This is a genomic window from Ornithinimicrobium cavernae, from assembly GCF_003121625.1.
GTDB classification, from domain to species: domain Bacteria; phylum Actinomycetota; class Actinomycetes; order Actinomycetales; family Dermatophilaceae; genus Ornithinicoccus; species Ornithinicoccus cavernae.
Window position 1 is genome coordinate 150,797 of record NZ_QDDJ01000003.1, and the last position, 16,013, is coordinate 166,809.

Here is a 16,013-nt window from a genome sequence, read left to right on the forward strand (position 1 = left end):
CAACCTAGTCGTCACGAGGGAGACGGCCCGTCTGGCGCGCCTCAAGGTTCGGCAACGAGTCGGCAAAACGCGAGGGCCCCCGGGTCGCGAGCGAAGTCGCGACCCGGGGGCCCCTGGGTCGTGCGGTGCGGGCTACTGCCGCCGGCCCCGGACGGCCTGCACGGCGCGCTGCGCCACGTTGCCGGCCGCCTCGGCGACCTCGTCACTGGACTGCTGTGCCTGCCGGATCGCCTGGCGCGGCCGGGAGCTCGCCCCCGCCTGGATCTGCGGGAGCAGCTGGGCCATGAGCAGGGTGGACAGGGCCGAGTTGTCGCCGCTGCCGGGATCGGTGTGCACGATGACCGGCCGCGGCGCGCTCTCGGCCAGGACGGCGCCGACGTCGAGTCGGCGACGGGCCAGCTCGTACTCCAGCACGGCCCGGTTGTCCCGGTAGGCCGTCGCCAGCTGCTCCTGGGCCTTGGCCTCACCCTGGGCGGCGACCAGGTTGGTGCGCGCCCGGGTCTCGATCTCGTAGCGCACCTTCTGCGCCTCGGTCTCGCGCTCCTCCAGCATCTGCGCGACGTCCTTGCGCGCCTTGTTGAGGGCCGCCTTGACCTCGACGATCTTGGCGCCGCGGATCTTCTTGGAGCGCTCGATCTCCATGAGGAGGGTGTCGATCCGGCGCTTGCGCGCCAGCTCCCACTCCTTCTCGTAGGCCACGAGCTCCTTGGCGACCCGCTCACGCGTGGCCAGGTGCTCGCGGTACTGGTCGGGCAGCTGGACGTCCGGGATGTTACATCCCATGATCTGCACGCCGTAGCGGGTCAGCTGCCGGTTCAGGAGGTCCTGCATGTCCTTGACGTCACTGCCGCGCAGGTCGTAGGCGCGCTCGGTGCGCACCTGCCGGCTGCGCTGACGGATCGCGTCCTGCACCGAGTTGGACAGCACCAGGTCGAAGTTGCCGGCACCGATCGTCTGCACGAAGCGGATCGCGTCGACGATCCGGAAGCGCAGGAAGAACTCGATGGACTTCAGCGGGACGTTCTCGTGAGTCGGCGAGGACAGGACCGGAGCGGCATACGGGATCTCCGTGGTGACGTCCACGACGTAGGCGACGCGCGCCCACGGGTGCCAGAGGTAGTGACGACCCGGGGCCAGGCCCGGCCCGCTGATCGCGCCGAACTTCGTGAGGACACCGACCGTGCCCTCCTCGATCTCGACGATCGAGGAACGCCACCACCACAGCGCCCCACCGACGAAGGACAGGATCGCCACGGCGATCGCGAGGCCGCCGAGGGCGCCACGGTCGGCACCCATCAGCAGGAAACCGCTGACCAGCGCCCACAAACCGAACCACAGCAGGGTCGTCCACCGCAGGCCACGGCTGTCACGGGGGATGACCACCGGCACCAGGGCGCCGGAGTCACCACCGCGCAGCAGTCGCGCGACGTCGCCCCACGAGGAGACGACCTCCTTGATCGAGCTCATGCCCTGACCGCGGATGGTCCGGGAGGCCTGCTCCATCATCTGCTCAGCCACGGTGCTCACCCTCGTTCCTCATCTGGTCGTTCTGCGGTCGCTGGCCCGGTCCCGGAGGGAACTGCCCGGGAGGCGGTGGCGGGGCCTGGCCCTCGGGCCGGTGCTGCGGCGCTCCTGGGAACTGCTGCCCGGGCGGTGGGCCCTGCGGGGGCTGCCCGCCCTGGAACGGCGTCTGCCCACCGGGCCCACCGGGGCCCTGGGGGCCGGGGCCCTGGGTGCGTGACGGCATACCCGGCTGTCCCGGTGCCGGACGCTCGGGTGCCGGCGCCTCGGAACCCGGCACCTGGCCGGTGTCGCTGGCCTCCTCGATCTGGGCGGCCACCGACTCGTCCGTGACCGACCGCCGGATCTGGTCGAGCACCTGCTCACCCTCCGGGTCGTCGACCGGCTCGCTGGCCGGGAGGATCTCCACGTCCGTGGCCTCCGGGGCCTGCAGCAGGTCACCGATCTCGTGCTCACGGCCGGCGACACGCTCGGCGATCTCCGACTGGCGGGACCGGATCGCCTCCATGTCCTCCGCGGAGAAGAGCTTCTGGTCCTGACCGCCGACGAGCTCGCGGGCGATCTGCAGGTAGTCGACACCGTCGGACTGCCCGCCCACCCGCACGATCTGCGGGAGCGACTCGGACAGGCTCTCCATCTTCTCCAGCATGTCCTGCTGGTAGCGGTAGTCCAGGATCTCCGGGGCCAGGGCCGCGCTGAGCGCGCGGATGTCCAGGGCCTGGGCCTCCAGGAGGGCGGCGTTGGCGTTGGCCGTCGACTCCGACTCCACGAACCGCTGACGGGCCAGGGCGTTGGCGCGGTTGGTCTCCCGCTCCAGCGCCGTGTCCATCTGCGCCTGGTAGCGGGCGATGTCGGCCTGGATCGCCGAGAGGTTCTCGTTGAGCGAGGCGAGGTCCTTGTTCAGGTCACCCTCGTTCTGCTCCTTCTTGAGGTTCAGCTCGTACTCGTAGGTGTAGGCCTCCTTGGCCACCCGGATCATCTCCGGGGCGGCCAGGTCCATGCGGTACTCCTGCGCGGACGGCTCGGCGTGCGTGATGTTCGCCGTCGTGAGCTCGACGGCCGGGGCGAACTGCGCGTTGAGCTGGTCCAGCAGGCGGGCCGTGCTCTCACCGACCAGGTCGTAGATCCCGGAGGCCTCCTGGTCGTAGATGAGCGAGCGGGTGGTCTCGGAGATGGCGTTGTTGAGCTTGTCCTGGAAGCCCTGCACGGCGCCGAGCACGAAGACGAACTCACGGGCGTTGACGATCCGGAACTGCAGGAACAGGTCGACCGAGGCCTGGACACCGGACTTGGTGGGGGCCTGGCGGATCGGGGCGTTGAACGGGTACTCCCGCGTGGTGTTGACGATGTAGGACACGCGCTTCCACGGGTTCCACAGGGTGACCCGGCCGGGCCCGACCTCGGCCTCGACCTTGCCGAACCGGCTGATCAGGGCGGTGCAGCCCTCAGGCACCATCACCATGCCCTGGCGCCACCACATGAAGGCGGCGATCAGGAGGACGAGGATCCAGTAGTGCGGGCCGAAGACCGCCCCGGTCAGCCCCTCGAACGGGAGCAGCACGACGGCGCCGACGACTCCGACGATGATCAGCATGATCACCGGCAGCATGGCGCGCAGCTTGCGCCCCTTGGGCATCACCATCGGCGTGATGACGTGGACCGGTCCGCTCGGCCCCATCTCGAAGTGGCTGCGGCTCAGCTTCTCCGCAGCGTCGTCGAGGGAGACGTTCTCCGAGTTGATCCGCGTCCCGGCGGAGCCCCCCTCACCCCGCGCCGCAGGGAAGTCCCGCTTGTTCAGGTCGAAGTTGCTGTCCGACCCGGCCCCTCCCATCGCCTGCTGGAGCGACTGCCCCACGACATCGCGCACATCTGCGCCGCCGGCAACCTGCCTGGCGGCCTCGATGAACTGTTGTGATCTGTTGCTCACACCATCTTCCCCTCTGTGCTTCCGTCTGGCACGACCTCGCCGCGCGGCTCCGAGTCTGTCACAGGGGCAGACGGCGCTAAAGGGTTCGCGGTTCCCCCGAACGTGCTGGTCGCGTCGGTCCGGCGCCGGTGCTTCCGCTCTGCAGAAGGCGTCGCATGCGACCTCAACTGCAGAGCGCTCGCGGTAGGTGCGCGGGGGTGGGCCCGTAGGTTCTGCAGAAGGTGTCGCATGATGTGACTTGTGCAGAGCGCTGGCGGTGGGCGGAGACGGCGGCGGTGGTGGCGGTGGTGGTCGTGGTGCTCTGACGTCGCTGGCGCCTTTGCTCCGCGGAAGACGCGCACCCCGACCACGCCCGTGGAACCCGCGCGGTGTCGTGTGCGACGTCAGGAGGCCAGGCGACGCCGGGCGAGGCCCCGTCGGACCTGGTCCATGAACCTCTCCTCGAAGGTCCGCAGGCCGAGCAACGGGATGCGCAACGTCATGTCGTCCGCCAGCGCGACCTCGTTCTGGCGCAGCGAGTCCTGGACGGGAGCAAGGCCGACCCAGTGTCCGGACCCGTCGATCTCGACGTGCAGCCCGGGGCCGTCCCAGTAGACATCGAGGTAGGCGCTGCCATCGGGAAGTCGCCGCCGCACCTGGCGACTCGGGATCGGGAGGTGGTAGATCCGGCACAGTCGCGCAAAGTCCAGCTCGCCGAGGCTGTGTGCGCCATCGCAGATGTCGCCGATGATCGTGTCGAGGAAGTGCCGGCGTCGCGAGCGTCGTACCTCGCGCCAGCGGGTGAGCAGGTCCTCAGTGCGCAGGAGCCTTTGCTGCACCGCCATCGCCAGGATCGTGGCGGCCTGTCGGTCCGAGCGTGCCCACTCGGCAGCGCGGACGGCAGCCACGGCGGGTGAGGTCCGGGGCAGACCGCCTCTCATCACCGGTCCGACGACGCGGGGGCGGTGCACACGAACCCCCGGCAGAGCGTGTGCGCGGTTCCGGCAGGGCACGGTCACATCGATGTGATCGACGGTCCAGCCGGTCAGCCCGCCCGCGAGGAGTGCGCTCGCACCGTCCAGCACCGCGCCGGGGCCCGACTCCCAGACCGCCCACCAGGCACGGGCCTGACCGGCGAGCTCGGATGTGGTGATGCCGAGGGTGTGCCGACCGAGGACCGCCCACCGACCGGCCTCGACCTCCGAGCGGATGTCGCTGCTGGTGAGCCCGGCCGCGCGCAGCATGCGGCGTGTGGCCACGCCGCCGTAGGCCGAGGCGACGCCCTGGGCGGTGGCGGAACGCCGGGCACGTCGTTTCGCCCTCTGTAGTGAGAAGCGCGGACGGGGCGTCCGGGACTCCTGCCGCGGATCAGACATCGATTCAGCATGGCGAAGTTCCGGTTCCTGTGGCGCTGCCCTGTGGATAACTTCGGCCGCGCGAGATGGCACGGGTCGGCGTCGGCGGCTCTGCGCCCACGTGCTCTGCAGAAGGTGTCGTATGCGACGTCAAGTGCAGAGCGCTGGCGGTGGTGGCGGCGGTGCTCTGCGGTCGCTGGGGCTTCCGCTCTGCAGAAGGTGTCGTATGCGACGTCAAGTGCAGAGCGCCGGCGGTGGGGGTGCGCTGGCGGTGGTATGCGCTGGCGGTGGGCGGAGGAGGGTGTGCGGCGCGAGAGGATGTCGCTAGGGTCGTGGCTATGAGCAACCTGGAGGTCGCGCCGCCCGAGGTCGCCTGCGGCGCTGACGCTGACCGCGGCGCCGAGGCTGCACCGCCGGTGACGGTCATCGCCCCGCGGGAGGTGCCGCTCGGGGGACCCCGCGCGATGCTGGTGCGGCGCACGCTGCCGACGCGCGAGCGGACCATGATCGGTGCCTGGTGCTTCGCGGACCACTACGGCCCGGACACCGTGGACCAGACCGGCGGCATGGTCGTCCCGCCCCACCCGCACACCGGTCTGCAGACCGTCTCGTGGCTGTTCACCGGTGAGATCGAGCACCGCGACAGCACGGGCGTGCGGGCGATGGTGCGACCCGGCGAGCTCAACCTGATGACCGCCGGCACGGGTGTCTCGCACTCGGAGGTCTCGACGCCGGACACGCGCATCCTGCACGGCGTCCAGCTGTGGGTCGCCCTGCCCGAGGAGTCGCGGTTCGTCGACCCCGGCTTCCAGCACTACGTGCCCGAGCCCGTCGAGCTGGAGCGTGGCCGGGTCTCCGTCTTCCTCGGCAGTCTCTCGGTGGACGACCCCTCAGTGAGCGGTCCCATCCAGGCCGACGTCACGGCATACTCACCCCTGCTCGGCGCCGAGCTGACCCTGCAGCCGGGTGCGGTCGTCACCCTGCGCCTCGACCCCACCTTCGAGCACGGCATCCTGGTCGACGGCGGCCCCGTCTGCGTGGGCCCGGAGCAGGTCGCGGCGCACGACCTGGCCTACCTCGCGCCGGGTCAGGAGACCGTCGAGGTCCACGCCGGCGAGCACGGTGGCCGCGTGATCGTGCTCGGCGGCACGCCCTTCGGGGAGCAGATTGTCATGTGGTGGAACTTCATCGGGCGCGACCACGACGAGGTCGCCCGCTCCCGCGAGCAGTGGCAGGCCAGGGTCGAGCAGGGCGCCGACACCCCGTTCGGCAGCTTCGCCTACGACGGTGACCCGCTGCCCGCGCCTCCCCTGCCAGGGGTGCGTCTGCGACCCAGGGGCTGAGGCTTGGCGCGCGTGCTGCTGATCGACAACATCGACAGCTTCACCTACAACATCGCCGACCTGCTGCACCGCGTCCTCGGTCACGCGCCGACCGTGTGGCGCCACGACCACCCGCTCGAGGACCCGGCGGGCGCCCTCCGCGCGTTCGACGCGATCGTCGTCGGCCCCGGCCCGGGACGGCCGCAGCAGGCCTCCGACATGGGGCTGAGCACCCTCGCCCTGCGGCAGCGGGAGGTCCCGGTGCTGGGGGTGTGCCTCGGGCACCAGGGGATGGCCCACCTGTCGGGCGATGCCGTCGTCGAGCTCGCGGAGCCCGTGCACGGCCTGGTGAGTGAGGTGCTGCACGAGGGGACCGGGCTCTTCGAGGGCGTGCCCTCGCCGTTCCCCGTCGTGCGCTATCACTCCCTGGAGGTCAGGCCGGCCGCCTCGTCCCCGCTGGTCGTGACCGCCCGCGCCCTCGACGACGGAGTGGTGATGGCGCTCGCGGACCCGTCCGCACGGCGCTGGGGCGTGCAGTTCCACCCCGAGTCCGTGTTGTCCGAGCACGGTGCGCGGGTGGTCACCAACTTCCTGCGTATGGCGGGACTCGCCTCCTCCGTGACGTCACCGGCCGGGGACCCCGCGGCGGTGGAGGGCGACCCTGCCGTGGCGGTCGGGGACGTCCACCGGCACGTGGTCCCGGCCAGCCACGCGGCGCGCGTCGTGCGGCTCGCGTCGGAGCGGGTGGGAACGGTGCGCGACACGTGGTCGCTGCACCAGGCGCTGTATGCCGACAGCCCGACCGCCTTCTGGCTCGACGCCTCCACGACTGCCCTGGGCAGCCCGTCGGGGGCGCCGCCGCTGCCGCCGGCCGTGCGCTGCTCGGTGCTCGGCGACGCCTCGGGGCCACTGTCCTACGTCCTCACCCACCGGGTCGGCTCCGGCACAGAGCTGTCCACGGGCGAGCACCTGGAGGGATCGCTGCTGGCCAACCTGGCGCTGCTGCGGAGCCGCCTCAGCATGGAGGGCGAGGTGGACCTGCCCACCGCCTTCCGTCCCGGCCTCGTGGGTTACCTGGGCTATGAGCTCAAGGCCGAGACGGGCGGGGCGGCGACGCACACCTCGCCGTTCCCCGACGCCAGGTTCGTCCTCGCCGACCGAGCCCTCGTCGTCGACCACGAGGTCGGCGAGGTCCACGCGGTCTGGCTGTGGGACAGCGAGACCCGCTCGGAGCAGGACGCCTGGGTCGAGCACGTGCGGCGGGCGCTGCGCGGTGTGGAGGAGCGCCGGACCGGCGAGGGGCAGCGGACCGGCGGCCGGACCCACGAGAGTGCTGCGGGAGGTGACGGGCCGGACGAGCCGACCCCTCGGCATACCAAGGATGCCTATCTGTCCCTGATTGCCCAGTGCCAGAAGGAGATCCGTGCCGGCGAGTCCTATGAGATCTGCCTGACCAACACCGTGACGTGGTCCCGGCCGGTCGACGAGACCGCACTCGCGGGAGCGATGCGCAGGGCCAGCCCCGTACCGTTCGCCGCGTGGCTGCGCGGCCCGGGCCCCACCGTGATCAGCGCCTCGCCGGAGCGGTTCGTCTCGGTGTCCGCGGAGGGGCTCGTGGAGGCGCGGCCGATCAAGGGGACGCGGCCCCGTGGCAGCGACCCGGCGAACGACGCGGCCCTGGTGGCGGAGCTGCGCACGTCGGTCAAGGACCGGGCCGAGAACCTGATGATCGTCGACCTGCTGCGCAACGACCTGCACCGGGTGTGCCGCTCGGGGTCGGTGCACGTGCCGGCCGCCTTCGAGGTCGAGACCTACGCCACCGTGCACCAGCTGGTGTCGACCGTCCGCGGACAGCTCGCGGAAGGCATGGACTGTCTCGACGTGATCGGCACCTGCTTCCCGGGTGGGTCGATGACCGGGGCGCCGAAGGTGCGCACGATGGAGATCCTGGACCGGCTGGAGGGGGGCCCGCGTGGGGTCTACTCGGGCGCGCTCGGCTGGATCGGGCTCGACGGGGCGATGGACCTGTCGATCGTGATCCGCACCGTCACCCTCACCGAGGGGGTGGCCGAGTTCGGCGTCGGCGGCGCGATCACCGCCCTCTCCGACCCCGAGGAGGAGTATGCCGAGACGCTGGTCAAGGCGGAGGCCCTCACCCGGGCGCTCGGCGAGGCCACGGTGGCCGACAGTCGGCGCATTCCATGACGCCGGAGGTGCGACGGGTGGATCATGGGCTCATGACGGACGGGCGGATCCTGCAGGAGGGACACGCGCCCACCCCGTTCACTGCGGAGGAGATCCGCAGAAGCTGCCGGGACGGTCTGCGGGTGACGGTCGCGTCGACCCGTGGCGCGGGCGTCAGCTTCCACACCACCACCTTCGTGGACGGAGACGCCGAGGGCGTCACCCTGGAGTCCTGGGAGGGTGGCCGCGACGGGACGCCCACCGGCCCGGTGAGCCGGGCACGCGCGACCTGGGTCGAGCTGCAGGGCCATGCGTCCTTTCCGTCCGCGACTACCGAGCTCGGTGAGGAGACGATCACCGGGCCACTCGGCGCCCTCAGGTGTCGTCGGTATGCCGTGCGTCGGGAGGAGGGCACCCGCACCTTCTGGTTCGCGACCGCGCACCCGGGCATGCCGGTGCGGGTCGTCGGACCGGACCGGGAGGACGAGGTGGTGGAGCTCACCGTCGTGCCGCGTGGCCCGACGGGCAACAGCCGCGTCGCTGACACGTAGGCTCGTCGCCATGACGGACACCACCATCCCCAGCATCGAGCTCAACAACGGCGTGACGATTCCCCAGGTGGGTTACGGCGTCTTCCAGGTGCCGGATGACCAGACCCAGCAGGCGGTCGAGCAGGCCCTCGAGGCCGGTTACCGGCACATCGACACGGCCGCGGCCTACTACAACGAGGCCGGTGTCGGCGCCGCGGTCCGGGCGAGCGGGCTGCCCCGCGAGGACATCTTTGTCACCACCAAGCTGCGCAACGGCGACCAGGGCGCCGAGACCGCCCTGACGGCGTTCGAGAACAGCCGCAGGGCCCTGGGCCTGGACGTCGTGGACCTGTACCTGATCCACTGGCCCTACCCGAGCGCCGACCAGTACATCGAGACCTGGCGGTCCTTCGAGAAGCTGTATGCGCAGGGCGCGGTCCGCGCGATCGGCGTCTCCAACTTCCTCCCGCAGTTCCTCGAGCGGCTGCTCGCCGAGACCGACATCGTGCCCGCCGTCAACCAGATCGAGATCCACCCCACGTTCCAGCAGCCGCACACCCAGGACGCCACGTGTGCGGCAGGCATCGCGGTGGAGGCCTACTCACCGCTCGGGCAGGGCAAGGACCTCAACGACGCGGCGGTGACGGCGGTCGCCGAGCGCCTCGGCGTCACCGCCGGCCAGGTGGTGCTGCGCTGGCACGTCCAGCAGGGCACCATCGTCATCCCCAAGTCGGTGACTCCAGAGCGGATCACCAGCAACCTGGACCTGTTCTCCTTCGAGCTGACCGACGAGGACATGGGGGCCATCAGCGCGCTCGACACCGACGAGCGCATCGGTGCCGACCCGGCCACCGCCGCCTTCACGCAGGTCCGCAGCTGACGGCATACCGTCGCCTGCGCGGCCCGGGTGCCCGAGGGTGCCCGGGCCGTTCTGTGCCCCGACCCACACTGTCAGTGCCCCGCGCCATACTCGGAATGAGGCTCTCACCGGCGCCCGGCCGACGCTGATCGTGGCGGGAGATCCGATGAGTTTCCAGACCCGGCCGTGTCTACCTGGAGGCTGGGACGGACGAGGGAGTGCACATGAGTGACATCATCGAGGCCAGGGGACTGGTCAAGCGGTATGGCGAGGTGACGGCCCTGGACGGGCTGGACCTGACCGTGCCCGAGGGGACCGTGCTCGGTCTCCTCGGGCCCAACGGAGCGGGCAAGACGACGGCGGTCCGCATCCTGACGACGCTGCTCCGGCCGGACGAGGGCCGGGCCGTGGTGGCCGGCATCGACGTGACCAGGGACCCGCAGGGCGTGCGCTCACGGATCGGCCTGTCGGGGCAGTATGCCGCCGTCGACGAGCACCTGACCGGCTTCGAGAACCTCGACATGGTCGGTCGGCTCTACGGCCTCGGTCGGGCTCGGTCCCGGGCCCGGGCGCGGCAGCTGCTCGAGCGGTTCAGCCTCGCCGAGGCCGGTGACCGCCCGTCCAAGACCTACTCCGGGGGCATGCGCCGCAGGCTGGACCTGGCGGCGGCCCTGGTCGCGGAGCCTCCCGTGCTGGTGCTCGACGAGCCGACGACGGGCCTGGACGTGCGGGCCCGCCAGGAGATGTGGGACGTGATCCGCGAGCTCGTGGGCGGCGGCGCCACGCTGCTGCTGACGACGCAGTACCTCGAGGAGGCCGACCAGCTGGCGGACGACATCATCGTCATCGACCGCGGCCGGGCGATCGCCCACGGCACCGCCGACGACCTGAAGAGCCAGGTCGGAGGAGAGCGGGTCGAGCTCGTGCTGCGCGACGCGACCGACAGCCGGGCCGCCTTCGCGGCGCTGGCCACCGTTGCCACCAGCGAGGTGCAGCGGTCCGAGAGCGGCAGGACCATGGGCGCCCGGGTCGACTCCGGCCAGCACGCCCTGGCGCAGGTCCTCCGACAGCTGGAGGAGGCGCGGGTCGAGGTGGTCGACATCGGGCTGCGCCGACCCACCCTGGACGACGTCTTCCTCGAGCTGACCGGCCACGTGGCCGAGGAGCACGAGCAGACCGACGAGCGTGAGCTGGTCGGCACCAAGGAGGGATCCTGATGACCGCGACCCTGACCCGCCCGGAGACACCGCGGCGGTCCACGACACCGGCCAGCGTGCTCAGCGACAGCTGGGTCATCGCCAAGCGCAACCTGATCAAGATCAAGCGGGTGCCGGAGATCCTGGTGTTCATCCTGATCAGCCCGATCATGTTCGTGCTGCTGTTCGCCTACGTCTTCGGCGGCGCCATCAGCGTGTCCGGCAGCCCGGAGGGCTACCGCGAGTTCCTGATCGGTGGCATCTTCGCCCAGACCGTCGTGTTCGGCTCGACGTTCACCGGCGCGGGGCTGGCCGAGGACATGCAGAAGGGCATCATCGACCGGTTCCGGTCCCTGCCGATGTCCCGCGCGGCCGTGCTCATCGGGCGCACCGCCTCGGACGTCGTCTACAACGTGCTGACGCTGATCATCATGGCCCTGACCGGCCTGCTGGTCGGGTGGCGGATCCGCAACTCGGCGATCGACGCCCTGGCCGGCTTCGCCCTGCTGCTGGTCTTCGCCTACGCCTTCAGCTGGGTGATGGCCTACGTCGGCCTGCTGGTGCCCAGTGTCGAGGTGATCAACAACGCCTCGTTCATCGTCATCATGCCGATGACCTTCATCTCCAACGCCTTCGTGCCGCTGGAGACGTTCCCGACGCCGCTGCGGGTCTTCGCGGAGTGGAACCCCGTGTCCACGGTGACGCAGGCAGCCCGTGAGCTGTTCGGCAACACCAGCCCGGCCGCCGTAACCTCCGACCCCTGGTCGCTGCAGAACCCGGTGCTCTACACCCTGATCTGGACGGTCGTCATCGTCGCGGTCTTCGCGCCGCTGTCGATCGCACGGTTCCGCCGCACCTCCGCCTGACGACAGGTGGGGTATGCCGAGGGGCCGGGTCCGCGAGACCCGGCCCCTCGACGTGGGGCTGGGGGTCCGGCCCTGGCGCGCCGGGCCCGCCCCAGGCGGCGCCCGCGTATCCTGAGCCCGTCCACGGTGACAGGGAGGGCCAGGGCTCACCGCTCGAGTGCTCCCGGGGACCTACCGGGCCTGGCCAGGAGGAAGAGATGAGCTCCCGTTCCGACCGACCCGAGGTGTCGATCGTCAGCCCGGTGTTCGACGAGGAAGCCGGCCTGGCCGCCCTTGTCGAGCGGGTCGTCCGGGCGGTGGAGCCGGTGGCGGACTCGTTCGAGATCGTCCTGGTCGACGACGGCTCACGGGACGGGTCGTGGGCCGAGATCGAGCGCGCGCACGCCAGGGACCCGCGGGTGCGCGGCGTCGGGCTGTCGCGCAACTTCGGCAAGGAGTCGGCCATCGTGGCCGGGCTCGAGGCCGCGCGCGGCGACGCGGTGATCGTCATGGACTCCGACCTGCAGCACCCGCCCGCCCTGCTGCCCGAGCTCGTGGCCCGTTGGCGCGCCGGGGCGGAGGTGGTCGAAGCCGTCAAGCTGGACCGCACCGGCCAGGCCCTCGGGGGGCGGCTCGCCTCCACGCTCTTCAACCGGGTGTTCGAGCGACTGACCGGCGTGGACCTGGTCGGTGCCTCCGACTACCGACTGCTCTCCCGGCGGGCGGTCACCGCGCTGCTCGCGCTGCCGGAGCGGACGACGTTCTTCCGTGGCACGAGCACCTGGATCGGCTTCCCCAGGGAGCAGGTGCCGTTCCGCGTCGACCCCCGGGTCACCGGCCGGTCCCGGTGGGGGTTCCGGGCGCTGCTGCGGCTGGCGCTCAACGGCATCACGTCCTTCACGCCGGCGCCGCTGCACCTGGTGACGATCGGCGCCGCTCTGTTTGCGGTGTTCGCCGTGGTCCTCGGTGTGCAGACGCTGGTGCGCTTCCTGCAGGGCGACGCCGTCACCGGTTTCACGACCGTCATCCTGCTGCTGCTCATCCAGGGCACGTTCATCCTGCTCGGCCTCGGCATCGTCGGTCAGTACCTCGCGCGGATCCACGACGAGGTCAAGAACCGGCCCCGCTACCTCGTGGCCCGCTCGTCCCCGCCGGACCGGGAGCCCGATGCCCGGCGGTGAGGGCAGGGCGGTCACCGGCAACGGCCTGCTCAGCGGCGGCCGCCTCCTGCGCTACGCCGTCGCCGGGGGACTCAGCGCGCTCACGCACGTCGGGACGCTCACCGTGCTCGTCGAGACGGGGCTCGCGTCGCCGGTGGTCGCCTCGACGATCGGCTTCGTGCTGAGCATCGTCGTGTCCTACTCCCTGCAGAAGGCCTGGGTCTTCTCCTCCACGGCCGCCCACCGCACCACCCTGCCGCGCTTCCTCGTCGCGACCGCCGTGGGCCTGCTGCTCAACGCCGCCGTGCTCGCCCTGGGCACCGAGGTCCTGAGCGTCCACTACGTCCTGGTCCAGGCGGTCGCCCTCGTCCTGATCCCGTTGAGCAACTACCTCATCAACTCGCTGTGGACCTTCCGTCACGCGGGCTGAGCCGGTCAGCCGGCACAGGGGGAGGTATGCGGAGTGGCGGGGTCCCGCGGACCCGGCCCCTCTGCATACGGCCAGGTCAGTCGGCCTGGTCCAGGCCGATCACCAGGAGCTCGGCGGAGTCCTCGGGCCAGACGAACCGGAGCACCGTGCCGTCCTCCTCGTGGGACCACGACTCGATGACGATCGCGTGGTCGGGGACGGTGAGCGCCAGGCGGTAGAGCTCGCCGGGTCGGCGTGCCCGGGCCAGCAGGACCGTGCTGTCCGCGAAGGCGAGACGCCCGGTGTGGGGGCCGGGGGCGGGTCGGATGGCCCGCAGGGGGACGCGACGCGAGACCAGGACCCGCAGTCGCAGGTCGAGCAGCGCCTCCAGCGTGTGCGCGCCCTCACGCTCCACGGCCGCGAGCTCGCGCTCCAGCTCGACCTCGTCCTCGGGGGTGAGCTCGGGGTCCCCGGGGCGGTGACGGTGCCGCTCCGGCCGCCGGGCCGCGGCGCGCTGCCGCCGGTCGCGGAGGGCGCGTGCGAGCCCCAGCCCCAGGACGAGCACCAGGGCCAGGGCCAGCACCGCCCACTCCATGACGACAGTGTTGTCCCACCGCCCAGGCGGCGCCAGCGGTTTGCCTCAGTCGGGACGGTGCCGTCCTGCGCCCACCGGGTCCACGCGGCGCGGCCACCAGAAACCTTCCCCCAGGGTGAGCACGATGGCGGGGACCAGGACGGTGCGCACCAGCAGGGTGTCCAGCAGCACGCCGATGCAGATCACGGCCCCCACCTGGGCCAGCACCACGAGGGGCAGCACCCCGAGCACGGCGAAGACCGCGGCGAGCAGGATGCCCGCGCTGGTGATGACGCCGCCGGTGGCCGCCAGGGCACGCAGCACGCCCTCCCGGGTGCCGACCGCGCGCGCCTCCTCCAGCGTGCGGGTGATGAGGAAGATGTTGTAGTCGACCCCGAGCGCGACGAGGAACAGGAACGAGTAGAGCGGCACGATCGGGTCGAGGCCGCTGAAGCCCAGGATGCTGGTGAACAGCCACCAGGAGACCCCGAGCGCCGCGCAGAAGCTGGCGATGACGCTGGCCACCAGGAGCACCGGTGCCAGGACGGAGCGGAGGATCGCCACCAGGGCCAGCAGGACCAGTCCGAGGATGATCGGCAGCAGCACCGCGCGGTCGCGCGAGCTGGCACCGGACTCGTCGACGGCCTGGGCGGCGGTGCCGGCCACGTAGGTCTCGGGAAGGTCCGCGGAGGCTGCACGCACCTGCGCGAGCGCAGCGCGGGCGTCCTCGGAGCCGGGCTCCGTGGTGAGCACCACGCTGAGCTGGGTCACCCCACCGCCCTGACCGCTGACCCTGACCGAGCCGACGCTGCCGACGGCCTGCAGGTCCGCCACCAGCTGCTCGACGGCCTGCTCGTCCTCGGTGGCGGTCACGACGGTGGTGGGGTCCGCGGCGCCTCCGGGGAAGGACTCGGCCAGGCGCTCGGCCGCAGTGATCGCCTCCGGCTCGTCGGTGAACTGCTCGGAGGACGGCAGACCGAGCTGCAGCTGGGTCAGCCCGAACGCCATCGCCGCGAGCAGGGTGAGGGTGCCTCCGATGAAGGTCCCGGGTCGGGCGGCCACGCGGTCACCGACCCGGCGCCAGGTGGAGCGGCGGCCGGCCTGCCCCTCCTCGCCGACGTGGGGCACCCTGGGCCAGAAGACCCAGCGTCCGCAGAGCACCAGGGCGGCCGGAAGCAGGAGCAGGACGAACGCCGCCGCCACGACGATGCCGACCGCGCTGGCGACCCCGAGGCCACGGGTGCTCGGGAACACCGAGAGCAGGAGGGTCAGCACGCCGACCACCACCGTGGCGGCGCTGGCCAGGACCGCCTCTGACGTGCGGCGCAGGGCGCGGGCCATCGCCTCGTGGCGGTTCTCGTGGGTGCGCAGCTCGTCGCGGTAGCGCGAGATGAGCAGCAGCGCGTAGTTGGTGCCGGCCCCGAACACGAGCACCGACAGGATGCCGATCGTGGACTCGTCCCACGGCACGTCCACGGCCGCCAGCACCTGCGTAGCCAGGATCGCGGCCGCCCGGTCCGCGAGCCCGACCACGGCGAGCGGGACGAGCCAGAGGACCGGGCTGCGGTAGGTGAGGAGCAGCAGCACCGCGACCACGGAGGCGGTGAAGGCCAGCAGCGTGGTGTTGGCACCGGCGAACACTTCCGTGAGGTCGGCGCGCACGGCGGCCGGCCCGGTGACCTGCACGCCGACGCCCTCGGGTGCCGACTCGCGCAGGCCTGTGCGCAGCTCGGTGACCGAGGTCGCGACCTCGGTGGCCGTCGCGGCCGGGACGTTCACCACGGCCAGCGCCGCGGTGCCGTCCTCCGCGGGCTGCACAAGGGCGGGCGGCCCAGGCACACCGGTGTCGAGACCGGCGACGACCTGCTCCAGCGCGGCCAGCGAGTCACCGATGCCACTGTCGGCGGTGAACAGGATGATCGCCGTCGCGGTGTCCTCGGTGGGTAGGCGCTCCTGGAGCTCCACCGCCCGCGTCGACGCGTAGCCCACAGGTAACGAGTCCGTCGGGCTCGGCTCGCGGTCGGCCTCGCCCAGGCCGACGATCACGCCCGCACCCAGCAACAGGCCCAGGAGCACCACGACCCAGGCGCTGCGGCGTCCGGTCACGACCCCGACGGGTCCCCGAGCGACCGTCCGCATGATGCCCCCTGAG

13 protein-coding genes are annotated in these 16,013 nt (G+C 71.6%); 8 read left to right on the forward strand and 5 right to left on the reverse strand.

What is annotated here, in order from left to right; translation table 11 throughout:
• Positions 1–132: 132 nt before the first annotated feature.
• From DA085_RS04090 to DA085_RS04100, 3 genes are all read right to left on the reverse strand, one after another.
• Positions 133–1,518: an SPFH domain-containing protein gene (locus tag DA085_RS04090; RefSeq protein WP_202619096.1), complete on the reverse strand. Its 1,386-nt coding sequence runs from the start codon at positions 1,516–1,518 to the stop codon at positions 133–135.
• A complete protein-coding gene (locus DA085_RS21790; protein WP_272914473.1) occupies positions 1,511–3,448 on the reverse strand; it encodes an SPFH domain-containing protein in 1,938 nt (645 codons plus the stop codon). Before DA085_RS21790 ends, DA085_RS04090 begins: the two co-directional genes overlap by 8 nt.
• A gap of 383 nt (positions 3,449–3,831) precedes the next feature.
• Entirely contained in the window at positions 3,832–4,803 is a 972-nt protein-coding gene (locus tag DA085_RS04100; RefSeq protein WP_109471665.1) for a hypothetical protein, read from the reverse strand.
• A gap of 317 nt (positions 4,804–5,120) precedes the next feature.
• Here DA085_RS04100 and DA085_RS04105 point away from each other — a divergent pair, with 317 nt between their 5' ends.
• The 8 genes from DA085_RS04105 to DA085_RS04140 all read left to right on the forward strand — a co-directional run bounded on the left by DA085_RS04105 (position 5,121) and on the right by DA085_RS04140 (position 13,308).
• Positions 5,121–6,125: a pirin family protein gene (locus tag DA085_RS04105; protein ID WP_109471666.1), complete on the forward strand. Its 1,005-nt coding sequence runs from the start codon at positions 5,121–5,123 to the stop codon at positions 6,123–6,125.
• A 12-nt stretch (positions 6,126–6,137) separates the two neighbouring features.
• Positions 6,138–8,309, forward strand: a complete 2,172-nt coding sequence (gene pabB / locus DA085_RS04110; RefSeq protein WP_202619097.1) for an aminodeoxychorismate synthase component I — start codon at positions 6,138–6,140, stop codon at positions 8,307–8,309.
• A gap of 32 nt (positions 8,310–8,341) precedes the next feature.
• Positions 8,342–8,839, forward strand: a complete 498-nt coding sequence (locus DA085_RS04115) for a hypothetical protein (protein ID WP_109471668.1) — start codon at positions 8,342–8,344, stop codon at positions 8,837–8,839.
• A gap of 10 nt (positions 8,840–8,849) precedes the next feature.
• Positions 8,850–9,698, forward strand: a complete 849-nt coding sequence (locus tag DA085_RS04120) for an aldo/keto reductase (protein WP_109471669.1) — start codon at positions 8,850–8,852, stop codon at positions 9,696–9,698.
• Between the two features lie 203 nt (positions 9,699–9,901).
• Entirely contained in the window at positions 9,902–10,894 is a 993-nt protein-coding gene (locus tag DA085_RS04125) for an ATP-binding cassette domain-containing protein (protein WP_109471670.1), read from the forward strand.
• Positions 10,894–11,739 (forward strand): ABC transporter permease, encoded by an 846-nt coding sequence (locus DA085_RS04130; RefSeq protein ID WP_109471671.1) that lies wholly within the window; start codon positions 10,894–10,896, stop codon positions 11,737–11,739. Before DA085_RS04125 ends, DA085_RS04130 begins: the two co-directional genes overlap by 1 nt.
• A gap of 197 nt (positions 11,740–11,936) precedes the next feature.
• The gene (locus DA085_RS04135) at positions 11,937–12,899 is read left to right on the forward strand and encodes a glycosyltransferase family 2 protein (RefSeq protein ID WP_109471672.1); all 963 of its coding nucleotides are present in this window, start codon (positions 11,937–11,939) and stop codon (positions 12,897–12,899) included.
• A complete protein-coding gene (locus DA085_RS04140; RefSeq protein ID WP_109471673.1) occupies positions 12,886–13,308 on the forward strand; it encodes a GtrA family protein in 423 nt (140 codons plus the stop codon). The genes DA085_RS04135 and DA085_RS04140 overlap by 14 nt, the downstream gene beginning before the upstream one ends.
• 76 nt (positions 13,309–13,384) lie before the next feature.
• Here DA085_RS04140 and DA085_RS04145 read toward each other — a convergent pair whose 3' ends face one another.
• Positions 13,385–13,882: a hypothetical protein gene (locus tag DA085_RS04145; protein WP_109471674.1), complete on the reverse strand. Its 498-nt coding sequence runs from the start codon at positions 13,880–13,882 to the stop codon at positions 13,385–13,387.
• 45 nt (positions 13,883–13,927) lie between these two features.
• The gene (locus DA085_RS04150) at positions 13,928–16,000 is read right to left on the reverse strand and encodes an MMPL family transporter (protein WP_109471675.1); all 2,073 of its coding nucleotides are present in this window, start codon (positions 15,998–16,000) and stop codon (positions 13,928–13,930) included.
• Positions 16,001–16,013: the final 13 nt, after the last annotated feature.